24 protein-coding genes are annotated in these 16,125 nt (G+C 52.6%); 7 read left to right on the forward strand and 17 right to left on the reverse strand.

Annotation, left to right across the window (positions count from 1 at the left end; all coding sequences use genetic code 11):
- The first annotated feature begins 7 nt into the window (after positions 1 to 7).
- The 7 genes from CZ225_RS14425 to CZ225_RS14455 all read left to right on the forward strand — a co-directional run bounded on the left by CZ225_RS14425 (position 8) and on the right by CZ225_RS14455 (position 3,166).
- Positions 8 to 427, forward strand: coding sequence for a PcfK-like family protein (locus CZ225_RS14425; RefSeq protein WP_004310304.1), 420 nt, complete (start codon positions 8 to 10; stop codon positions 425 to 427).
- On the forward strand, positions 424 to 1,689 hold the full coding sequence (locus tag CZ225_RS14430) for a PcfJ domain-containing protein (protein WP_004310303.1): 1,266 nt from the start codon (positions 424 to 426) through the stop codon (positions 1,687 to 1,689). The genes CZ225_RS14425 and CZ225_RS14430 overlap by 4 nt, the downstream gene beginning before the upstream one ends.
- Positions 1,690 to 1,713: 24 nt before the next feature.
- On the forward strand, positions 1,714 to 1,971 hold the full coding sequence (locus CZ225_RS14435; protein ID WP_005827305.1) for a hypothetical protein: 258 nt from the start codon (positions 1,714 to 1,716) through the stop codon (positions 1,969 to 1,971).
- A gap of 31 nt (positions 1,972 to 2,002) precedes the next feature.
- The gene (locus CZ225_RS14440; protein ID WP_008770680.1) at positions 2,003 to 2,221 is read left to right on the forward strand and encodes a DUF3873 domain-containing protein; all 219 of its coding nucleotides are present in this window, start codon (positions 2,003 to 2,005) and stop codon (positions 2,219 to 2,221) included.
- On the forward strand, positions 2,161 to 2,466 hold the full coding sequence (locus tag CZ225_RS14445) for a DUF6956 domain-containing protein (protein WP_004310302.1): 306 nt from the start codon (positions 2,161 to 2,163) through the stop codon (positions 2,464 to 2,466). The genes CZ225_RS14440 and CZ225_RS14445 overlap by 61 nt, the downstream gene beginning before the upstream one ends.
- Before the next feature lie 53 nt (positions 2,467 to 2,519).
- Positions 2,520 to 2,828 (forward strand): hypothetical protein, encoded by a 309-nt coding sequence (locus tag CZ225_RS14450; RefSeq protein WP_004310301.1) that lies wholly within the window; start codon positions 2,520 to 2,522, stop codon positions 2,826 to 2,828.
- Between the two features lie 116 nt (positions 2,829 to 2,944).
- Positions 2,945 to 3,166 (forward strand): DUF7688 family protein, encoded by a 222-nt coding sequence (locus tag CZ225_RS14455; protein WP_004310300.1) that lies wholly within the window; start codon positions 2,945 to 2,947, stop codon positions 3,164 to 3,166.
- 62 nt (positions 3,167 to 3,228) lie between these two features.
- Here the strand turns inward: CZ225_RS14455 and CZ225_RS14460 are convergent, their stop codons facing one another.
- From CZ225_RS14460 to CZ225_RS14545, 17 genes are all read right to left on the reverse strand, one after another.
- The gene (locus CZ225_RS14460) at positions 3,229 to 3,756 is read right to left on the reverse strand and encodes a glycoside hydrolase family protein (protein WP_005827312.1); all 528 of its coding nucleotides are present in this window, start codon (positions 3,754 to 3,756) and stop codon (positions 3,229 to 3,231) included.
- Entirely contained in the window at positions 3,753 to 4,259 is a 507-nt protein-coding gene (locus tag CZ225_RS14465) for a DUF3872 domain-containing protein (RefSeq protein WP_005827314.1), read from the reverse strand. The genes CZ225_RS14460 and CZ225_RS14465 overlap by 4 nt, the downstream gene beginning before the upstream one ends.
- Complete coding sequence (locus CZ225_RS14470) at positions 4,259 to 5,158, reverse strand: toprim domain-containing protein (RefSeq protein ID WP_077154581.1); 900 nt, start codon at positions 5,156 to 5,158, stop codon at positions 4,259 to 4,261. The genes CZ225_RS14465 and CZ225_RS14470 overlap by 1 nt, the downstream gene beginning before the upstream one ends.
- Positions 5,131 to 5,742, reverse strand: a complete 612-nt coding sequence (locus tag CZ225_RS14475) for a conjugal transfer protein TraO (RefSeq protein ID WP_077154582.1) — start codon at positions 5,740 to 5,742, stop codon at positions 5,131 to 5,133. Before CZ225_RS14475 ends, CZ225_RS14470 begins: the two co-directional genes overlap by 28 nt.
- A 2-nt stretch (positions 5,743 to 5,744) precedes the next feature.
- A complete protein-coding gene (traN, locus tag CZ225_RS14480; RefSeq protein ID WP_005827318.1) occupies positions 5,745 to 6,731 on the reverse strand; it encodes a conjugative transposon protein TraN in 987 nt (328 codons plus the stop codon).
- A gap of 69 nt (positions 6,732 to 6,800) precedes the next feature.
- Complete coding sequence (traM, locus tag CZ225_RS14485) at positions 6,801 to 8,156, reverse strand: conjugative transposon protein TraM (protein WP_053397342.1); 1,356 nt, start codon at positions 8,154 to 8,156, stop codon at positions 6,801 to 6,803.
- Positions 8,137 to 8,445 carry a TraL conjugative transposon family protein gene (locus tag CZ225_RS14490; RefSeq protein WP_004308924.1) on the reverse strand — a complete coding sequence of 103 codons (309 nt, stop codon included), beginning with the start codon at positions 8,443 to 8,445 and terminating at the stop codon, positions 8,137 to 8,139. Before CZ225_RS14490 ends, traM begins: the two co-directional genes overlap by 20 nt.
- Positions 8,446 to 8,451: 6 nt before the next feature.
- Positions 8,452 to 9,075, reverse strand: a complete 624-nt coding sequence (traK, locus tag CZ225_RS14495) for a conjugative transposon protein TraK (protein WP_004308925.1) — start codon at positions 9,073 to 9,075, stop codon at positions 8,452 to 8,454.
- A gap of 31 nt (positions 9,076 to 9,106) precedes the next feature.
- Positions 9,107 to 10,111: a conjugative transposon protein TraJ gene (traJ, locus tag CZ225_RS14500; protein WP_004308926.1), complete on the reverse strand. Its 1,005-nt coding sequence runs from the start codon at positions 10,109 to 10,111 to the stop codon at positions 9,107 to 9,109.
- A gap of 3 nt (positions 10,112 to 10,114) precedes the next feature.
- Positions 10,115 to 10,744, reverse strand: coding sequence for a DUF4141 domain-containing protein (locus CZ225_RS14505; RefSeq protein WP_004308927.1), 630 nt, complete (start codon positions 10,742 to 10,744; stop codon positions 10,115 to 10,117).
- Between the two features lie 30 nt (positions 10,745 to 10,774).
- Entirely contained in the window at positions 10,775 to 11,158 is a 384-nt protein-coding gene (locus CZ225_RS14510; RefSeq protein ID WP_004308928.1) for a DUF3876 domain-containing protein, read from the reverse strand.
- A gap of 37 nt (positions 11,159 to 11,195) precedes the next feature.
- Positions 11,196 to 13,700, reverse strand: coding sequence for a TraG family conjugative transposon ATPase (locus tag CZ225_RS14515; protein ID WP_077154583.1), 2,505 nt, complete (start codon positions 13,698 to 13,700; stop codon positions 11,196 to 11,198).
- Entirely contained in the window at positions 13,697 to 14,029 is a 333-nt protein-coding gene (locus CZ225_RS14520) for a DUF4133 domain-containing protein (RefSeq protein WP_004311206.1), read from the reverse strand. Before CZ225_RS14520 ends, CZ225_RS14515 begins: the two co-directional genes overlap by 4 nt.
- A gap of 10 nt (positions 14,030 to 14,039) precedes the next feature.
- The gene (locus tag CZ225_RS14525; RefSeq protein WP_004311205.1) at positions 14,040 to 14,351 is read right to left on the reverse strand and encodes a DUF4134 domain-containing protein; all 312 of its coding nucleotides are present in this window, start codon (positions 14,349 to 14,351) and stop codon (positions 14,040 to 14,042) included.
- A gap of 201 nt (positions 14,352 to 14,552) precedes the next feature.
- Positions 14,553 to 15,293 (reverse strand): hypothetical protein, encoded by a 741-nt coding sequence (locus tag CZ225_RS14535; RefSeq protein ID WP_005643920.1) that lies wholly within the window; start codon positions 15,291 to 15,293, stop codon positions 14,553 to 14,555.
- The gene (locus tag CZ225_RS14540) at positions 15,290 to 15,679 is read right to left on the reverse strand and encodes a DUF3408 domain-containing protein (protein ID WP_310591316.1); all 390 of its coding nucleotides are present in this window, start codon (positions 15,677 to 15,679) and stop codon (positions 15,290 to 15,292) included. The genes CZ225_RS14535 and CZ225_RS14540 overlap by 4 nt, the downstream gene beginning before the upstream one ends.
- Positions 15,676 to 16,125, reverse strand: a complete 450-nt coding sequence (locus CZ225_RS14545; RefSeq protein ID WP_004311202.1) for a DUF3408 domain-containing protein — start codon at positions 16,123 to 16,125, stop codon at positions 15,676 to 15,678. Before CZ225_RS14545 ends, CZ225_RS14540 begins: the two co-directional genes overlap by 4 nt.

Raw genomic sequence — 16,125 nt, forward strand, 5'->3', positions numbered from 1 at the left:
CAGCGATATGAAAGGAACAGACCATTTCAAGAGAACGATACAGATGTATTTGGAACAACGTGCGGAGGAAGACACGCTCTTTGCGAAGAACTACCGCAATCCAGCCAAGAACATTGACGATTGCGTAACCTACATTCTGAACTATGTGCAGAAAAGCGGTTGTAACGGCTTCACGGACGGAGAGATATACGGACAAGCAGTACACTACTATGACGAGAACGAGATTGAGGTGGGCAAGCCTATCCAATGCCAAGTGGCGGTGAACCACATTGTGGAACTCACGGCAGAGGAAAAAGCAGAAGCACGTCAGCAGGCAGTCCGCAGATACCAAGACGAGGAACTCCGCAAGTTGCAGAACCGCACCAAGCCGACAAAGGCGAAAACAGAAACCCAAGTTCAACCCTCATTATTTGATTTTGGCTTATGAAACCGAGAAACAAATTTGAAAAAGCAGTTCTTGCCCAAAGCAAGAAACTACGCCCGATAACCCCGATACAGATAAATTGGGCATTCCGTAATTGCGTGGAGCATTATGCACACCGCTTGCCGAAAGGTCGTACCACTTGTATGGATTGCGGTCATAGTTGGGTAATGACGGAGCAGACCGAGCATTGTACGTGTCCCGAATGTGGAGCAAGTTTGAAAGTCTGCCTCACCTATCAGCGCAAGGTAAGACAAAAGCAGTATTTCACAACCCTTACCACAAGCGGAGAATACCAAGTGCTACGAATGTTCTTGCTTGTCGTGGGTATGGAGAAAGGGGTTAATGCCAAGTCCTATGCCCTTGAAATCGGGCAGTATTGGTGGAATGAACAAGGGCGTAAGGCTGTTGTTGCCATTCCACGCACATTGGGATGCTACATCGACACGTTCTCATTCGCTTCTCCTTTTGCTATCCGCAATGACAATGAAGCGTACCGCCATATCTCATATTCCCCGATATATCCAAGATATAAGGTGTTGCCGACGCTCCGCAGAAACGGCTTTAACGGCAATTTCCACGACATTGTACCCACCAAACTAATACCGGCATTATTGTCGGACAGCCGTGCGGAAACGCTGTTGAAGGCAGGGCAATATCCCATGTTGCGCTACTATCTGTACCACTCTTTCAATATTGGAGAGTATTGGGCTTCAATCAAGATATGTATCCGCAACGGCTATACTATTGAGGACGGCTCAATGTGGCGTGACACCATAGACCTCCTGCGTCATTTCGGCAAGGACACAAACAGCCCGAAATACGTTTGCCCTGCCGACCTCAAAGTTGAACACGACAAGTTGGTGGCAAAGCGCAACCTGCAAAGGAAACATGAGCGGACTGAACAGCAACGCAGGAAAGCGATTGAGGACGAGAAACAATATCTGAAAGCTAAGGGCATATTCTTCGGACTTGCCTTTACCGACAGCCTTATTTGCGTCAAAGTCATAGAGAGCGTGGAAGAAATGGCAGAGGAAGGAAGGACGATGCACCATTGTGTGGGCGGTTACCACAAACGAAAAGACTCCCTTATCCTATCCGCCACCATTGACGGAAAACGAATTGAAACGATAGAGGTGTCACTAAAAACTTTTGAGGTGGTGCAGTGTCGTGGCGTATGCAACGAGAACTCCGAATACCACGACCGCATCATCGCCCTTGTGAACAAGAACGCCAACCTTATCCGCCAGCGGATGAAAGCGGCATAATATCGACATCTAACAACTAACATTATGGAAGTAAGATTTGAAAGCATGGTTTTCCTATGGGATGATAAAATCCCCACGATGTTCCTTGAATTTATGAACCTCCTCACTCTTTGTCAGAGTGAGGAGCAATTAAGGGCGAGCGTCAAGGACTTTGCCGAGAAACACGAACTTGACAAGTTCTTCCTTTACGGCTTCGGCTCTCATCATTTCTACCTGCACCAACGCTACACGAGCGACCCCGAAATGGTGATGCAACACAGAGTGCTGTCTGTACATTTCTAATCATCTAAATAACAACGACTATGGCAACAAAATGACAATTAACGGAGTAAGCACCTGCCAATCGGCAGGAACGGAGAACTACGAGAAATTCCAAACGGGTATCGACAGACGCAAACGCACCCTTGTGCAATACGACTACCGCCACACGGACGGGGAACTTTTCTCTTGTGTCAAACCCACATTAGACGAATGTCGAGCCGCACGGGACAAGTGGCTAACGGCAAAGGAAAGGAAGGAGGAGAAGCGATGAACGAAGCAGGCTACCAAACGCTGATAGTCAAATTCAGCGAACCCATTACGGCATTGGACGGCATCTTTGACGATGCCGAAGCGTGGGGAGTTGATACCCTAAAGGGGTGGATAGACAGCTATGAAAGCAGCCGTTTCACTGCCATTGACAGCCATACGGCAGTCATCACGAGCGAGTATAGCATGGAATGTCTGAAAGAGTGGCTGGAAAAATGCACACCCATAACCGAGAAAACAGAATTTTGAACATTGGGGCGGTGTCCGCACCGCCCGAACCATAAACCTAAAAGACAACGGATATGATAGCAAAGACAATTTTAGAGCAGATTGGCGGCAGACGCTTTGCCGCCATGACGGGAAGCAAAGACTTCACAGACATGGGCAACGGCTTGCGCATGAGCCTTGCGAGGAACAAGACCAGTGCCAACCGCCTTGACATCATCTATGACGGAGGGGCAGACCTATACAATATGCGTTTCTACCGCAAGACGTTCAGCAAAAAGACATTCGAGAGCAGGACGAAGGACATTGAAACGCACGAGGGGATATATTGCGATATGCTGGAGGAAATGTTCACGATGGTAACGGGACTTTACACCCGCTTTTGAGGGGTGGGCGGCAAAAGCCGCCTACTTTCTTTCATGAGCATGATGGCGGATAAGAAAGTAGGCAAAGAAACCTTTGTACCAATCTACGATAGTATTCACAAAAACAAGTTTTAATCATGGAAACAATCAGACAGAACGGAAAAACCATCTTGTACAGCAACGACGGCATAAGCATAAAGATGGTTTTCAAGAACCTTACGGGCAGGAATTTTCAAGGTCAGGAATATACAGACTATATCCGGCATATCGCAATCGGCAGCATGGGATTTTCACCCGGTATCATAGAGCATTGCAGGGACGGTGAGGTTGCAGGCAAAGGGACAATCCCGAATGTATGAAAACTGAAACTCCGATGAAGTTGGCGGCTTCATCGGAGTTTCTTTCGTCAGACACTTATTCTTTATGGTACATACAGCAGCGCAAACTCAGCCTTCCTTCGTTTGAGCAGCATGGCGTGGCGTTTCCCCTTATAGTTACAGAAAGCGATATACTCCCGGTAGATGTTCCTGTCACCCGCCTCCAGCTTTCGGATTAGCGTGCTTTTGGGTATCTTCCCACTCCCCAAAAGACGGTACGGACCGACATTGTAGGCGAGCGTGGCAAGCAGAAGCGAATCCTTCCCGAACTGCTGGAACATCGCGCAGAACTTCCGCAGGTCTTTTCGCAGAAGCGCGTCCGCCTGCCGCTTCGTCATGGTGCGTGCCGAATACCTTTCCCCCGGCTGCAACCGATGTCCATATCCTACATACGGGTGATGTTTTTCCGAATGCCAGCCCTCAAAATACTTCGTGCATCGCACCGCCCTCTCAAATGGTGGCAGCCGGTAGATAGCCGCCTGCCCGTCCGTTCCCTCATGGCGTCTGTTCCGTGCGGACACGGAACAGACCGCCAGAAGCGAACAGAGGATAGCCATGAATACACGCATCATCGTGTAAGGGGCTTGAAGTTCCCGATGGGGACAACAGTGATAACCCCGTCATCCTTCACGTTTCGGTTGTTGAAGTCAAATTCCAACTCATAGGAGTTGCCGAAATTGTCCTCCACTACCACGATGAAGTTGTGCGCCTCGTCACCTTGCGCCGTGTAGTACAGCCGGAACTTCTCGTTTTCGAGCAGGTAGCGGTCATTGGGCAGGAAAGTGATGCCGTTGTCCATTTTCAGTGTGCCCTCACCCTCGAACTGGAAATACCGGATGGTATAGAGGGTATTGGCGAAATCGCCCGTTTTCTTCAGCTCACAGCGGATTTCCACCGTCTGCCCCTTTGTGACCTTGTTCGGCACGGGCATGGTTTCCACCGTGAAGGGATAGGATTGCTGGATGTCCATATCGTCGTCGCACGATACGAATGTGAATGACACTGCAGCGAACAGGCAGAGTGCCAACGCCTTGAAGATTGATGTTCTCTTGTTCTTGTTGTTCAGTATGTTCATTATTCTTTGATTTTTAGATTGTTGTTCTTTTGTTGTTTTCTTGATACTTGTTGCAGGTACTCGTTCAAGTCCTTGCAGCCTTGATAGATGCCGGAACGGTCTGTCACCTTTCCTCCGTAGCGTGTCCGCAGGGCTTCCATTGCCCTGCGTCCGGCTTCGTCTCGGTCGAGGTAACAGTCGATGCGCTCGTACCAGTCCAGATGTTTCAAAGCCTTTTCCACGTTGGCGACGGAGTTCAGCACAAGGCAGTCACCCGTTGCCAAACCGAGCGTGACGGCGGACAGGAAGTCCATAAAGCCCTCGAACACGCTGCACACGTCCGCCGGGATGTCCCCCGCCTTGACCAGCGACACGTCCTTTGGTGGTACGCAACCCTTGAAACGGCGGCTTCGGGTTTCATAGCCGCCCGACACGTTCGGAAAGCCGACGGCAAAGTACCGCTTACCACGCACGCCGTAGTTCAGGCGGCAGCAGTGGCGGGATGCAACGGCATAAGGGATGCCTCTTTCCTTCAAATACTCCGTCAGCGGAGAGCGGAGCAGCGGGACGGCTTCCACTCCCTCAAAGGCAGGTTCGGACGGTTCCGGCAGGTACAACGGCTTTTCTGCTGCGGCAAGCGGCATACGGGCGGTTTCCGCTATGAATCTCGCCTGCGCCATGAAATCCCCGCTTCGGGTAAACTCCCCGACAAGCGTGAAGATGTCGCCGCCCTTGCCCAAGCCGAAGTCGTACCAGAGCTGTTTCGCCACGTTCACACGGAAGGAGGGCGTGCGTTCACTGCGGTATGGCGCACGATACCACAGCTCGTTTCCGCTCCTTCGGACAGGCTCATGTCCCAGCCGTGCGAGAAAGTCCGCAATGGGTATCTGCCTCATATTCTCAATGTCCGTCCGTTCCATGCGACGTGTCTGTTGATGATTATCTTGACGCCCGCCCCGAACTGCGTATGGAACTTCCGTGTGTCGCCACCCCACAGCAGGCGCTCCCGGAGGTTGGCGAGCAGGGCGATACGGTCAGCCACGTAAAACTCCACATCGAGCGTCAGCGCACCGCCGTAGATGAAGGCGTCCCGGTCATGGAGCGTGGAGCCGTCATGCAGCACTTTCTCGCCCCAATTCACCGACTCATATCCGGCGAGAGCCGAAGCCCCCGCATAGACGAACACTATTTTACGGGCGTCGGAGAGTATCTTGAAATAATAACCGCCCTCCGCCGTGAACTGCGCCACAGGTATGGCGGTATCCTTGTACGGGTTGTTCTTCAAGAGGTATTCGCCACCGAACACCCACTTGTTACCGTTCTTCGTGTAGGTGGAGAGAGCCGCCCCGAAACTGTAACCGCCATTGTTGCCACTTAAACGCATACCGTCCACAAGGTTAGCTCTCAATTCGATGCCCTGCATCTTCGGCAGGCACCGCTGGGCGTGCGCCTGCCCCGTGAAGAGGGCAAGCGATGCGATGATGATTGCGATGTGCTTTCTCATGGTCAGCGCACTTGAAGTTCGTTGATGGTACCCGCACGTACCAAGTCCTCGTTCTCAATCACGAAGGACTGATGACGGCCTCCGTTCTTCTCGTTCAGCTCCACCACGAGGCACTTGCCGTCGGGGATGGTGAACTTCGCCATCGTGAATACCGTGCGCTCGCTCTTTCTGCCCGGCACACAGGTGGCATAGTTCTGCGCACGGAGCGGCAGGATGATCTGCTCCTGCACGGCGGTACGCTTCGCCACCTTCTTGTCCACGATTTTCCACGTGATATAGTCCACATCGAAAGGCACGTTGCTTTGGTTCCTGATTTCCGTGTGGAAATAGAGAAGTCCGTTGTGCGTGTAGATGCCTTTCAGAAGGTACTGGATGCCGAAACGCTTGCAGCCGATGTGTTTCACCTCACGCTTGTTCTGCTTGTAAATGGACTTCATGATAAGGCGCACCAGCATGGGACTTTCGCTACCCAGCTCTTTCAGATAGATTTCCTGCGCGTTGTTCGGACGGTTCACCGCCTCGCCGTCATGGATGAAGTCGCACATCTCCACGTTGAGCAGCAGCGGTTCGGCGGCGTACTTCACGTTGAAGGTGTAGAAACTCCCGTCCTCCGTTATCACGGACATATTGGTTTCGTTCGGGAAGTTCCTCACGGTCGCTTTCACGCGGATGACGTTCTCCGCTCCGTCGGCTTTACCCGCAATCAGGTCGGGCGAGCCTAAATCGACGTAGCGCACCTCCGAGGGGAAAATGACGTGGACGGTCTTGTCGTAGGTCACTTCCAAGCCGTGCGGGGGAACCATGCGGTCGAAGGTCAGCTTCTTTGTCAGCCCGTGATACAGATCGCCGTCCGCCTCCTTCTGCGGATAGACCTCCTTTGTCAAGGTCGGTTGTTCACTTCCGTTGTCCGTTACAACGGTTACGTTCTCCTGCGCGTTGGCAGTTACGATGCCCATAGCGAGGGCAAACATGATGATTACTTTTTTCATTCTACTTTGGATTTTAGTGGTAAATAAAAATTTGGTTGTTGTTTTTTTAGTCGTTGATTGTTATTGTTTTCAATCTCTGTCCTGATATAGCATGACCTTGTATCCGGATTTCAGATGCACCTTGACGGTACGCATCTTCTTGGCGATATACTGGCTCGTGCCTTGTATCAGCCCCTTGCCCAAGTCGGAGGCGAGCTGCGCCCCTGCGTTGGTGGAGATATTAATGCTGCTGCCCAGCGAGCCGCCCATGTTGGCGGCAACCTCCCTGACGGCGTTCATCTCCATCGAGTTTGGAATGAAGATGCCGGGCTGTCCGTCCGTGTCATACACCGCCAGTTCTACCGGTATAATCGTACCTGCGTACTCCAGCGAAGTAATTTCAATATCGAGTCGTTCGCCCTGAATCTTTGCCGTGCCTACCACCACTGCATTGCGGGGTATGATTTTGTCCGCCACTGCCATCGGCTCCAGCAGCCGTAATCTTACCGCCTGCCCGTCAGTCACACTCTGCGCCCCATAGACACACGCCGATATGGTGTTCCTGTCCGATACAGTCGTGACACCCACCGCCGTATTGAAACTGCGGTTGCGCTCCTGCGAGAAGGAGGCGACAAACTCAGCGTTGCTCATCGGCTGTGAGAGCGAAGATACCACCTGATGCGTTACCTGCCTGACAGGTGCAGCCGTGTTCTTTCCGGCTTTCTGCACATGGTAAGGTTCTGCCGCCTGTCCGACAGGTGGCTGTGTACCGTTCTGACCGCCCATGTACTTCGCCGCCAGCTCGTAGGACTTTTCCATGAGTGCCACTTGATCATCCATAGAGGATGCCTTGCCTTTCTCGGTTTCCAGTTCCGATTCCAGCGAGGCGATACGCTCCAACAGTTCGTCCATTTCCGCGTTGTCGTTCTTCGGCTGCTCATAGAAGTTGCCGAGCGTGGTATTGAGGTCGCGGTAGGCAGCTGCGGAGGATTGGATGGTTTTCGGAGCGGATGATTTTGCTGTTGCATCTTCCGCATTTCCGGGATTAGCAAGGTCGAAGTCCCTGCCGCCGTCCGTTTCCGCCACCTCGCGGTCGAACATATCGCCCAGTTCCTGCATGGCGCGGCTGCGGTTCTCCTGCCGTTCCTCCATTGCTCCCTGTTCGTAGGCTTTCGCCTTGTCGCCGATGATCTGGCGGTTCGCCTTGTCAGCGTCGGGCATTTCGATGTTGTAACCACCCGTTCCCGGTTGCTGCTCCTTGTCGGAAGACGGGGCGAATGTCAGCCACATAGCACCGATGAATACCAGCACTATAGCGGGCAGCACTATCATTTTCTGACGTTTCAGCCTTTGGGCTTCGGTCAGCGGCTTGCGCTCCTTCTTCGGTTTCCCGTTGTCGGGAGCCGCCTTGTTCTCGTTTTTAGGTTCATTCTTCGTCTGTTCCATATAAATAAGGTATTACATTATGATTGTTGTCCGGCTTTATGGACAGTTCCACCTGTCCGGCATGGTCTGTTACCATCCGGCTGCCGTCATTCCTGCCGATTTCATAGACGGCTTTGCCGAAGGTGTAGAGGGCAAGCACCGCAAAGGCGGCGAGCATCGCCAGCACGATGCGCCTGCGTGTCTTCGGGGGCAAACCGTCCAGATAGCCTTTGAGCCTTGCCACCAGCATTTTCTTTTTGTCGTGGAGCTTCCAGTACGCACGCCAAAATGATTTTTTGATTTTCTTCATGTCCGTTTACCTTTTGATGGTTTGTAAATCCTTGTTCTCGATGATGGTGAATCCCTCGATGGTGAAACCGTTGGGATTGTCGTCCGAACGGGACGAGTTCAAGAGGCGGCACGTAGTCACGAGGCTGCGCTCGGTGACGTTGCTCTGCCGGATGATCTTCTGCGTGGCGTAGGTCACGGCACGGTAGGGATAGCCGTTGAAATCGCACACCACGCTGTCCACCTTCAACACCTGATTGATGTTCCCGGCGATGATGCGGTTGTAGTACCCCTTCTCGGCAAAGTCCGAATAGTAGTTGTACACGCTTTTGTCCGCTAATAGCAGGGCGCGTTTCACGTTATGCTCTATCGCGCTCTTTTCGGGTGAGAGCGTGAAGAACAGCTCGTGGAAACGGCGCACGTGTTCCCTCGCTTCTGCCGGACGGTTCTGCGACAAGTCTTGCGAGAGAGCCAGCATCAGCGACTTGCCGTTGTCCAGCACGTAAATCTTTTCCCGTTGCCGCTCCGCGAAGCGGTAGGAACTCCACACGCTCCATACCGTTATTACGGCACACAACGAGAGGAAGACGATACCGAACAGGCGTATCTGCCTGAACGATGATTCGATGTTTTTAAGTGACTTAAATTCCATTGTTGTTTATTCGTTTTTAATTGTCAGTTGATTATTTCAGCAGCTTCCCGACACGTCCGACCACGTTTCCTGCGGCTGCGCCCGCCACGCTGCCCGCCATACTTCCGGCTCGTCCTGCCGTCTGGTTCACGTTGCGACCGTAGCTTCCCATGCCTCCGGCTTGGATAATCCAGCCTGCTACCGTGGGGATGGTGAAGTAACCAATGATGCCGATTATCATGAAGACGATGTACACCCCGTCGCTCGAATCCAGCGAGAAGTTCGGGTCAGCCTGCATCCGTTCGATGTCGCTTTGCAGCATCAGCACTTGTATCTTCGCCAGTATGGTGCTGAACATATCCGACACGGGCAGCCACAGATAGACCTGTATGTAGCGGCATATCCACTGTGTAAGCGTGCTTTGGAAGCCGTCCCACACCGATATGGCGAAGGCTATCGGACCGAGTATCGCCAGCACCACGAGGAAGAACGTGCGGATGGTGTCTATCACGAGGGCGGCGGCTTGGAACATCAGTTCCAGTATCTCGCGGAAGAAGTCGCGGATGCCCTTCTTCATGTTGTACATCCCGCGCTCGATGTACATCCCCGCCATCGTCACCATGTCGCCGGGCGACCAGCCCAGTTCTTCCAGTTGTTTGTCAAACTCCTCATTTGACACGAGGTAGGCGGTTTCGGGATTGCGCATCATCGCTTCGTACTCCAGTTTGTCCTTCTGCTCACGGTATCGGTTCATGTCCAGCGTTTCCGCCTCCAGCATCTTTGCCGTACCCTGCACGACGGGCGACATGATGCTGTTTATCGTACCCAGTACCACCGTCGGAAAGAACATGATGCACAGACCGATAGCGAACGGGCGGAGCATAGGGAACACGTCTATCGGTTCGGCTCTCGCCAGCGACTGCCATACCCGGTAGGCCACATAAAAGAGTGCGCCCAGCCCGGCGATGCCTTTCGCCACGCCCGCCATGTCCCCACATAGCGGCATCATCTGTTCGTAGAGCGAGCGCAGAATTTGGTGAAGGTTGTCGAAATTCATAGGCTACCAATATCTTTCGTTCATGTTCCCGTACAGCCCCATGATGCGGTCAAGGTCGTTTTTCTTCTTCGCACGCAGGTAACTCACGCTAATGTTCTTGTTGGTGTAGTAGCTCACGAGGTTGCGGTAACGCTTCATTTTGGAGTAGCAGCGTTCCACCACGTCCATGCGCTCCTTGTCCGTCATGGAGAGCGTGGTGATATTCACCACATTCTTCAGTTCCGTCAGCACATCGTTGGATTCCTCCAATAACTTGGTGTAGCCAAAGGCGATGGCTCCCAGTTCCTCCACCGTGAAGTTATCGTCACGCATCATCTTCTGGAAACTGGTCACATAGGTGTCGGTGATGTCACCCACCATCAGGATGGTCTGCTGCACCTTCCGGGCGTCCTTTACCAGATTGTTCACGGATTTGAGTGCGTCGTAATACTTCTTGCCCTGCTCGTAAATCTTCACGGTCTCTTGAAAATTTTTTATCATATTCTGGGCGGTCGTGGAAGTGTGTACCACGTTCTTCGAGGTGTTCACGATGCTCTGCGCGATGTTGGACGGGTCTATCACCGCCCACTGTGCGCTTGCCCTGCCGACTGCAAACAGGCACAGGCAGATAATAAGTGTTATTCTTGTTCTCATGTTACTTTGGATTTTAGTGGATTTCATTATTTATTGCTCGCCTATCGGATGGTCCGGTTTCGGGTTCACACGCACGTAGTCCCCGTTCGGCGAGAAGGTCAGGATGTCCGTCGCCTCGTTGTAGGACACGTCGATGCGGAATCCGGTGTTCATGAACAGATTGCCGTTCTCCTCCTGCAAGAGATAGGTTTCCGGCTTCAGCTTGCGGCGGATGCCGCTCCGCTTGAATACCGTCACCTTATAGGCTTCGCCCTCCTTGTAGATAAGCACGTCGGGCTTTCCCTCCACGCTCTCCCAGTTTCCGCAAAGCAGGTCGCGTCGGTTGTCCGTTATGTCGCAGGATTGCAGCACCATGACCGCCAGCCCGATTAAACACTTGCTGACTTGCAGCATTTTCGTTCTTGATATACTCATACGCATTTTCTTTTTTAGTTGATGAATCTGTTTCTATTTATTCCTTTTTTCTCCGCCTTTCGGCAAGCTGCCGGATGACGGCTTCAATGTCGCCGCCCAACTGTTCCGCCAGACGGTAAACCTCTACTTTTTCCGTTTCTTCGGTGGTGTACGCCAGATACTCTTCAGCACTAACTTCGGTGGCATAGACTGCCGACTGCGTGCCGCCCAGTCCTATCCACACTTCCTTGTAGAGCCTTGACGGGTTGTTCGCCATGTTGATGGAGAGTATCTGCGACTTCTCTTTCTCCGTCAGACCCAACAGGGACTGTATGGCATCAAACTTGTTCATGTACTTCCGCTGGTCAAGGAGTATCTTGCAGTCGGAGTTGTTGATGATGCTCTCCTTGACGACGGGCGAGGAAATGATGTCGTCCACCTCCTGCGTCACCACGATTGCCTCCCCGTAATACTTGCGCACGGTCTTGTACATATAGCGCAGGTACTCAGCCATGTTCGCCGAAGATAGAGCCTTCCAAGCCTCTTCCACTATCAACTGTTTCCTTACGCCTTTCAATCGGCGCATCTTGTTGATGAAGGCTTCCATGATGATGATGGTCACCACAGGGAAAAGCTCGCGATTTTCCTTTATACTGTCAATCTCGAAGACGATGAACCGCTTGCCGAGCAGGTCGATGTTCTCCGTGGAGTTGAGCAGGAAGTCGTAGCGTCCGTCCCGGTAATACTGCCGCATGGTGGTGAGCATATTGTCGATGTTGAAGTCGGACTTCTCCACCTTTATCTCACGTTCCGCCAGTTCGCGGCGGTAGTCGTCGCGCATATACTCGTAGAAGGTGTTGAACGAGGGGACGATGCTCCGGTCAGCCCTGATACGCTCGATATAGGCGTTCACCGCACTGCCCAGTTCGCCGCTCTCCGTCTTCGTCACTTTGTCGTCCTCCGACTTCCAGAGCGTCAGCAGCAATGTCTTGATGCTGTCCTTTTTCTCCACGTCGAACACGTAATCATCGGTGTAGAACGGGTTGAACGAAATCGGTTTCTCCTCCGTGTAGGTGAAGTACACGCCGTCCGCCCCGTTTGTCTTGCACCGGATCATCTCGCACAAGCCCTGATAGGAGTTTCCCGTGTCCACCAGCACCACGTGCGTACCCTGCTCGTAGTATTGCCTCACGAGGTGGTTCATAAAAAAGGATTTGCCGCTGCCCGAAGGACCCAACACGAACTTGTTGCGGTTGGTCGTGATACCCCGCTTCATCGGCAGGTCGCTGATGTCGAGGTGCAACGGTTTTCCCGTAAGCCTGTCCACCATCTTGATGCCGAAGGGCGAGAGCGAACTGCGGTAGTTGGTTTCCTCCGTGAAGAGGCACACCGCCTGCTCGATGAAGGTGTGGAAACTCTCTTCCGCCGGGAAGTCCGCCGCGTTGCCGGGCATCGCCGCCCAGTAGAGCGTCGGGCAGTCGATGGTATTGTGGCGCGGCACGCACTCCATGCTTGCCAGCTGGCTGCCCACATCGTTCTTGATATGCTTCAGTTCCTCCGCGTCATCGCTCCACGCCATGACGTTGAAGTGCGCCCGTACCGAGGTCAGCCCGTAGGAATGGGCTTCGTTCAGGTACTGGTCTATCCACTCGCGGTTGATGCTGTTGCTCCGGCTGTATCGGGATAGCGACTGCATATTCCTTGCGGACTTCTCGAACTTCTGCAAATTTTCCTCGCTGTTGTCGATAATCACATACTGGTTATAGATGTGGTTGCAGGAAAGCAGCAGCCCCACGGGGGAGGCGAAGGAGAGGCGACAGTCCGAGCGGTCGGTGGAGAGTTTCTCGTAGCGGATGTCGGTAGCCACCTTTCCTGGCATATCCTCCGCGTCGGAGAGGGTGTGCAGGCACAGGCGGTTGTCACCGATACGCATTTCTTTTGCCGAGAGGTCGATGTCCTGCAAGGTCGTGTCGCCTTCGGGCATGAGCGAGAAGTAACGCTCTATCAGCCCGGCGGACTTCTCCGTCCCGACAATCTCGTCGGTGGAGAGGCGGCGCAGCCTCACAAAGCCGCTGTCGTTCATGATGCGCTCGAACTGTTCGGCGGCCTCCATGAACTTCCCGGCGGTTTCCTTGTCCAGCTCCTTCGGGATGATATGTCCCCGGCACAGCGTACTGAAGTTGCTCTGCATACGGTTACGTTCTTTCGTCGTCTTGGTCAAGTAGAGATAGCAGGAGTGTTTCAGGTACGGACGCTCGTTGAAGTGGCGTTCAAAGGAACGGCTCAAGAAACTCATGTCGTCCTTCTGTAACTCCGGCATATATTTCTCCTTGATGAACCAATCCTGCTTATGCACGACGCAGAAGTACGGTAGCACCTTGATAGCCTTGCACCAGCAGCCGTGTATCGCCTCGTACTCTGCGCCCGTCACGGTGTAAAGCTCCGGCAGTTCCACCTCAAAAGCCACCGTGATGTCGGCGTCTTTGGAGATGATGCAGCCATGCTCCACCGCCAGCAGGGGGAACTTGTTTTCCAGTGTTGTCATTTTGGATGTATTTCTCATGTCGTTTCTTCCTTTCGTTGCCGTTTGAGTAATCGGGTGATCCGCCGTCGGTTGATAAGGTATCGGGGATGGCTCCTTGCCGCTCCCAATTTCATCAGCCCGTGTTCGCCGTACCGGGCGTTCAGCGCGAAGGTCTGCCATACGAGGACGGAAGACGATGCCGCGCCGAAGCCGATACATATCCACTGGTCGATGCCGACCATATAGAGGATGACGAACAGGACGAAGAGAGCCAGCAGACCTCCGCAGAAGATGAAGAGGTACTGAGCCTTCAAACCCTTGAACTCGACCGGACGGCCGATACCCTTGTTTATCGGGTATTCAGCCATACATTGTTTATTAAAGGAAGAATGAGCGCAGGATAGTGGCGGCGACAATCAAGAAGATACAAGCCCCGAACCACGAGGCGGCGGTCTTCGAGGTGTCCGGGTCTCCGGACGAGAATTTTCCGTACACTTTCACGCCACCGATAAGCCCGACTACCGCGCCGATGGCGTAGATTAATTTCGTGCCGGGGTCGAAATACGAACTCACCATAGAGGTGGCTTCGTTGATGCCAGCCAGACCGTTTCCCTGTGCGAAAGCGGAGGCGGTTGCGGCAATCATAAGTGCCGCAGCGATGATTAACTTTTGTCTGATGTTCTTGTTCATAAACTGTTCTTTTTTGTGCCGTCCAAAGGGTGGATAGTCCTTTTTCGGGCGGTTGATACTTGATTACTTTACTTTGGTTTTAGTGGTTGCCCGTTTGTTTCTACGGACTTGGGGCTGTCCGTTGCGGGTTGGCTGTACCTTGTACCGCCGTGCGCGTGGGTGTCGTCATTTTACGTTTTCATTTCCATTCTTTTTTAGTTGTTATACATAGTTTCGGAAGTCGAACTCCTCGATGTTGTCGGGAATCACGAACACCTTTTCCTTTTGTTGTGTCACGGTCATGTTCACCGTGTCCACGAAAACTGCCATCGCCTTTGCAATCCTCTCGCTCATTGCTTCATCGGTCAGGCGTTCCGTTATTCTTGTGAAAAGCTCTGTCCCGTCCAGTTCCGTCATGACCTTTCCGGCGTGTCGCATTTCCTCATCGGATGGTGATTCCTTCCGTATGGTGTGTACTGCCATGTCAATATCCTCGAAGCTACTTCCCGAAGCCTGCTTTTTGTCTGGTTCTTCATCCTCCGGTTCATCTTCTCCGTACTCCAGTTCCGAGGGCGGGATGCTCGTGAAGGTTTCATCGAGTTTGTCCTCCGGTACTTGTGTCGGGCGTGAGACGGTTTCCGTGTTTCCGTCGTCAAAAGTAGCCTCTTCCTCCGACAGCTCAATGCCTTTTTCCGAAGTGGCGGCTTCTTGCGTCGGTATGGCAGCGGTTGTCCGGGTCGATGCCATCTTGAAACGGCTCTTGCCAATGATGTCCGAGGTGTCTGCGTGAGGTATTTCCTTATCCTTTCCTTGCTCTGCCACCGTACTGTCCAATGACCGCCACAGCCCGGCAATATGTCTGAAGAAACGGATGAGCTTCGTGTCCATGATGCGGTCATAGAACAGCAGAAACAGAAACCACACGTTGCAAGCAACCGATACGATTAAAAACGCCTTTGTCATAATCTTACTTTTTGGACGTTTTCAATCTGTTCCATGTACTGCTGCCCGTATTGTCGGAAATGGTCGCGGAGGATGTTATCCACAAACTTGCCGATGCTCAAACCGTTTCCCATCCGACTGGTAACGATAGCGACTTTCTCATGAATTTCTCGGCTGATGTATATACATTGCCGCGTTTTGATTTCCGATGCTTGCAGGAAAGTCGAGAGCGGTTTGTCTCTGCCTTTATCCTTGCGGAAGTCAACGTCGGTATTTTCCTGCCCGTAGTCGGTTACACACTTTGCTGCACGGACAGCGGTTCTTTCACTCTTTCCTGTTTGCAGATACTCAGCCTGACGGTTCTTATTTGTTCTTTTCATACTTCTTTGTTGTTTTTGAGTGTTTATAAATTATAGGATTCCATGTGCCGTTTGAACGATTCGGCTATCTCGTCTTGGAACAGCGTGAAATGGTGTGTCAGCACGTTGTCAAGAAATGCCGCGATAGTCACTTCGTTGCCTCCGATTACATGAAGCATCTTCTGTATGCGGTCGTGGTACTCCTTGCGGATATAGACCTGCTTGCCGAGCCTTGCCGTGATATTGGAACCGCATATGAATACTGTGTCATAATCCAATTTTTCCGGCTTGCTGTTCCTGCGCCTGCGTTCCGGCTCCTCTTTGGAGTGCGAGGCGGGTGGAGAAACGGCTTCTTGTATCGCTTCTTTCGGAGGTGGGACAGGAGCGTTCCCGTCCGTGCTTCTCGCTTCCGGCGGAATGCTTGTATCGTCCAGTCGAAATGAGTTGATTACGGCTTCGCTGTCGATGTCCTCGATTCTTGTTTTCTTTGCCAT

The sequence above is a fragment of the Bacteroides bouchesdurhonensis genome, assembly GCF_900155865.1.
Lineage (GTDB): Bacteria > Bacteroidota > Bacteroidia > Bacteroidales > Bacteroidaceae > Bacteroides > Bacteroides bouchesdurhonensis.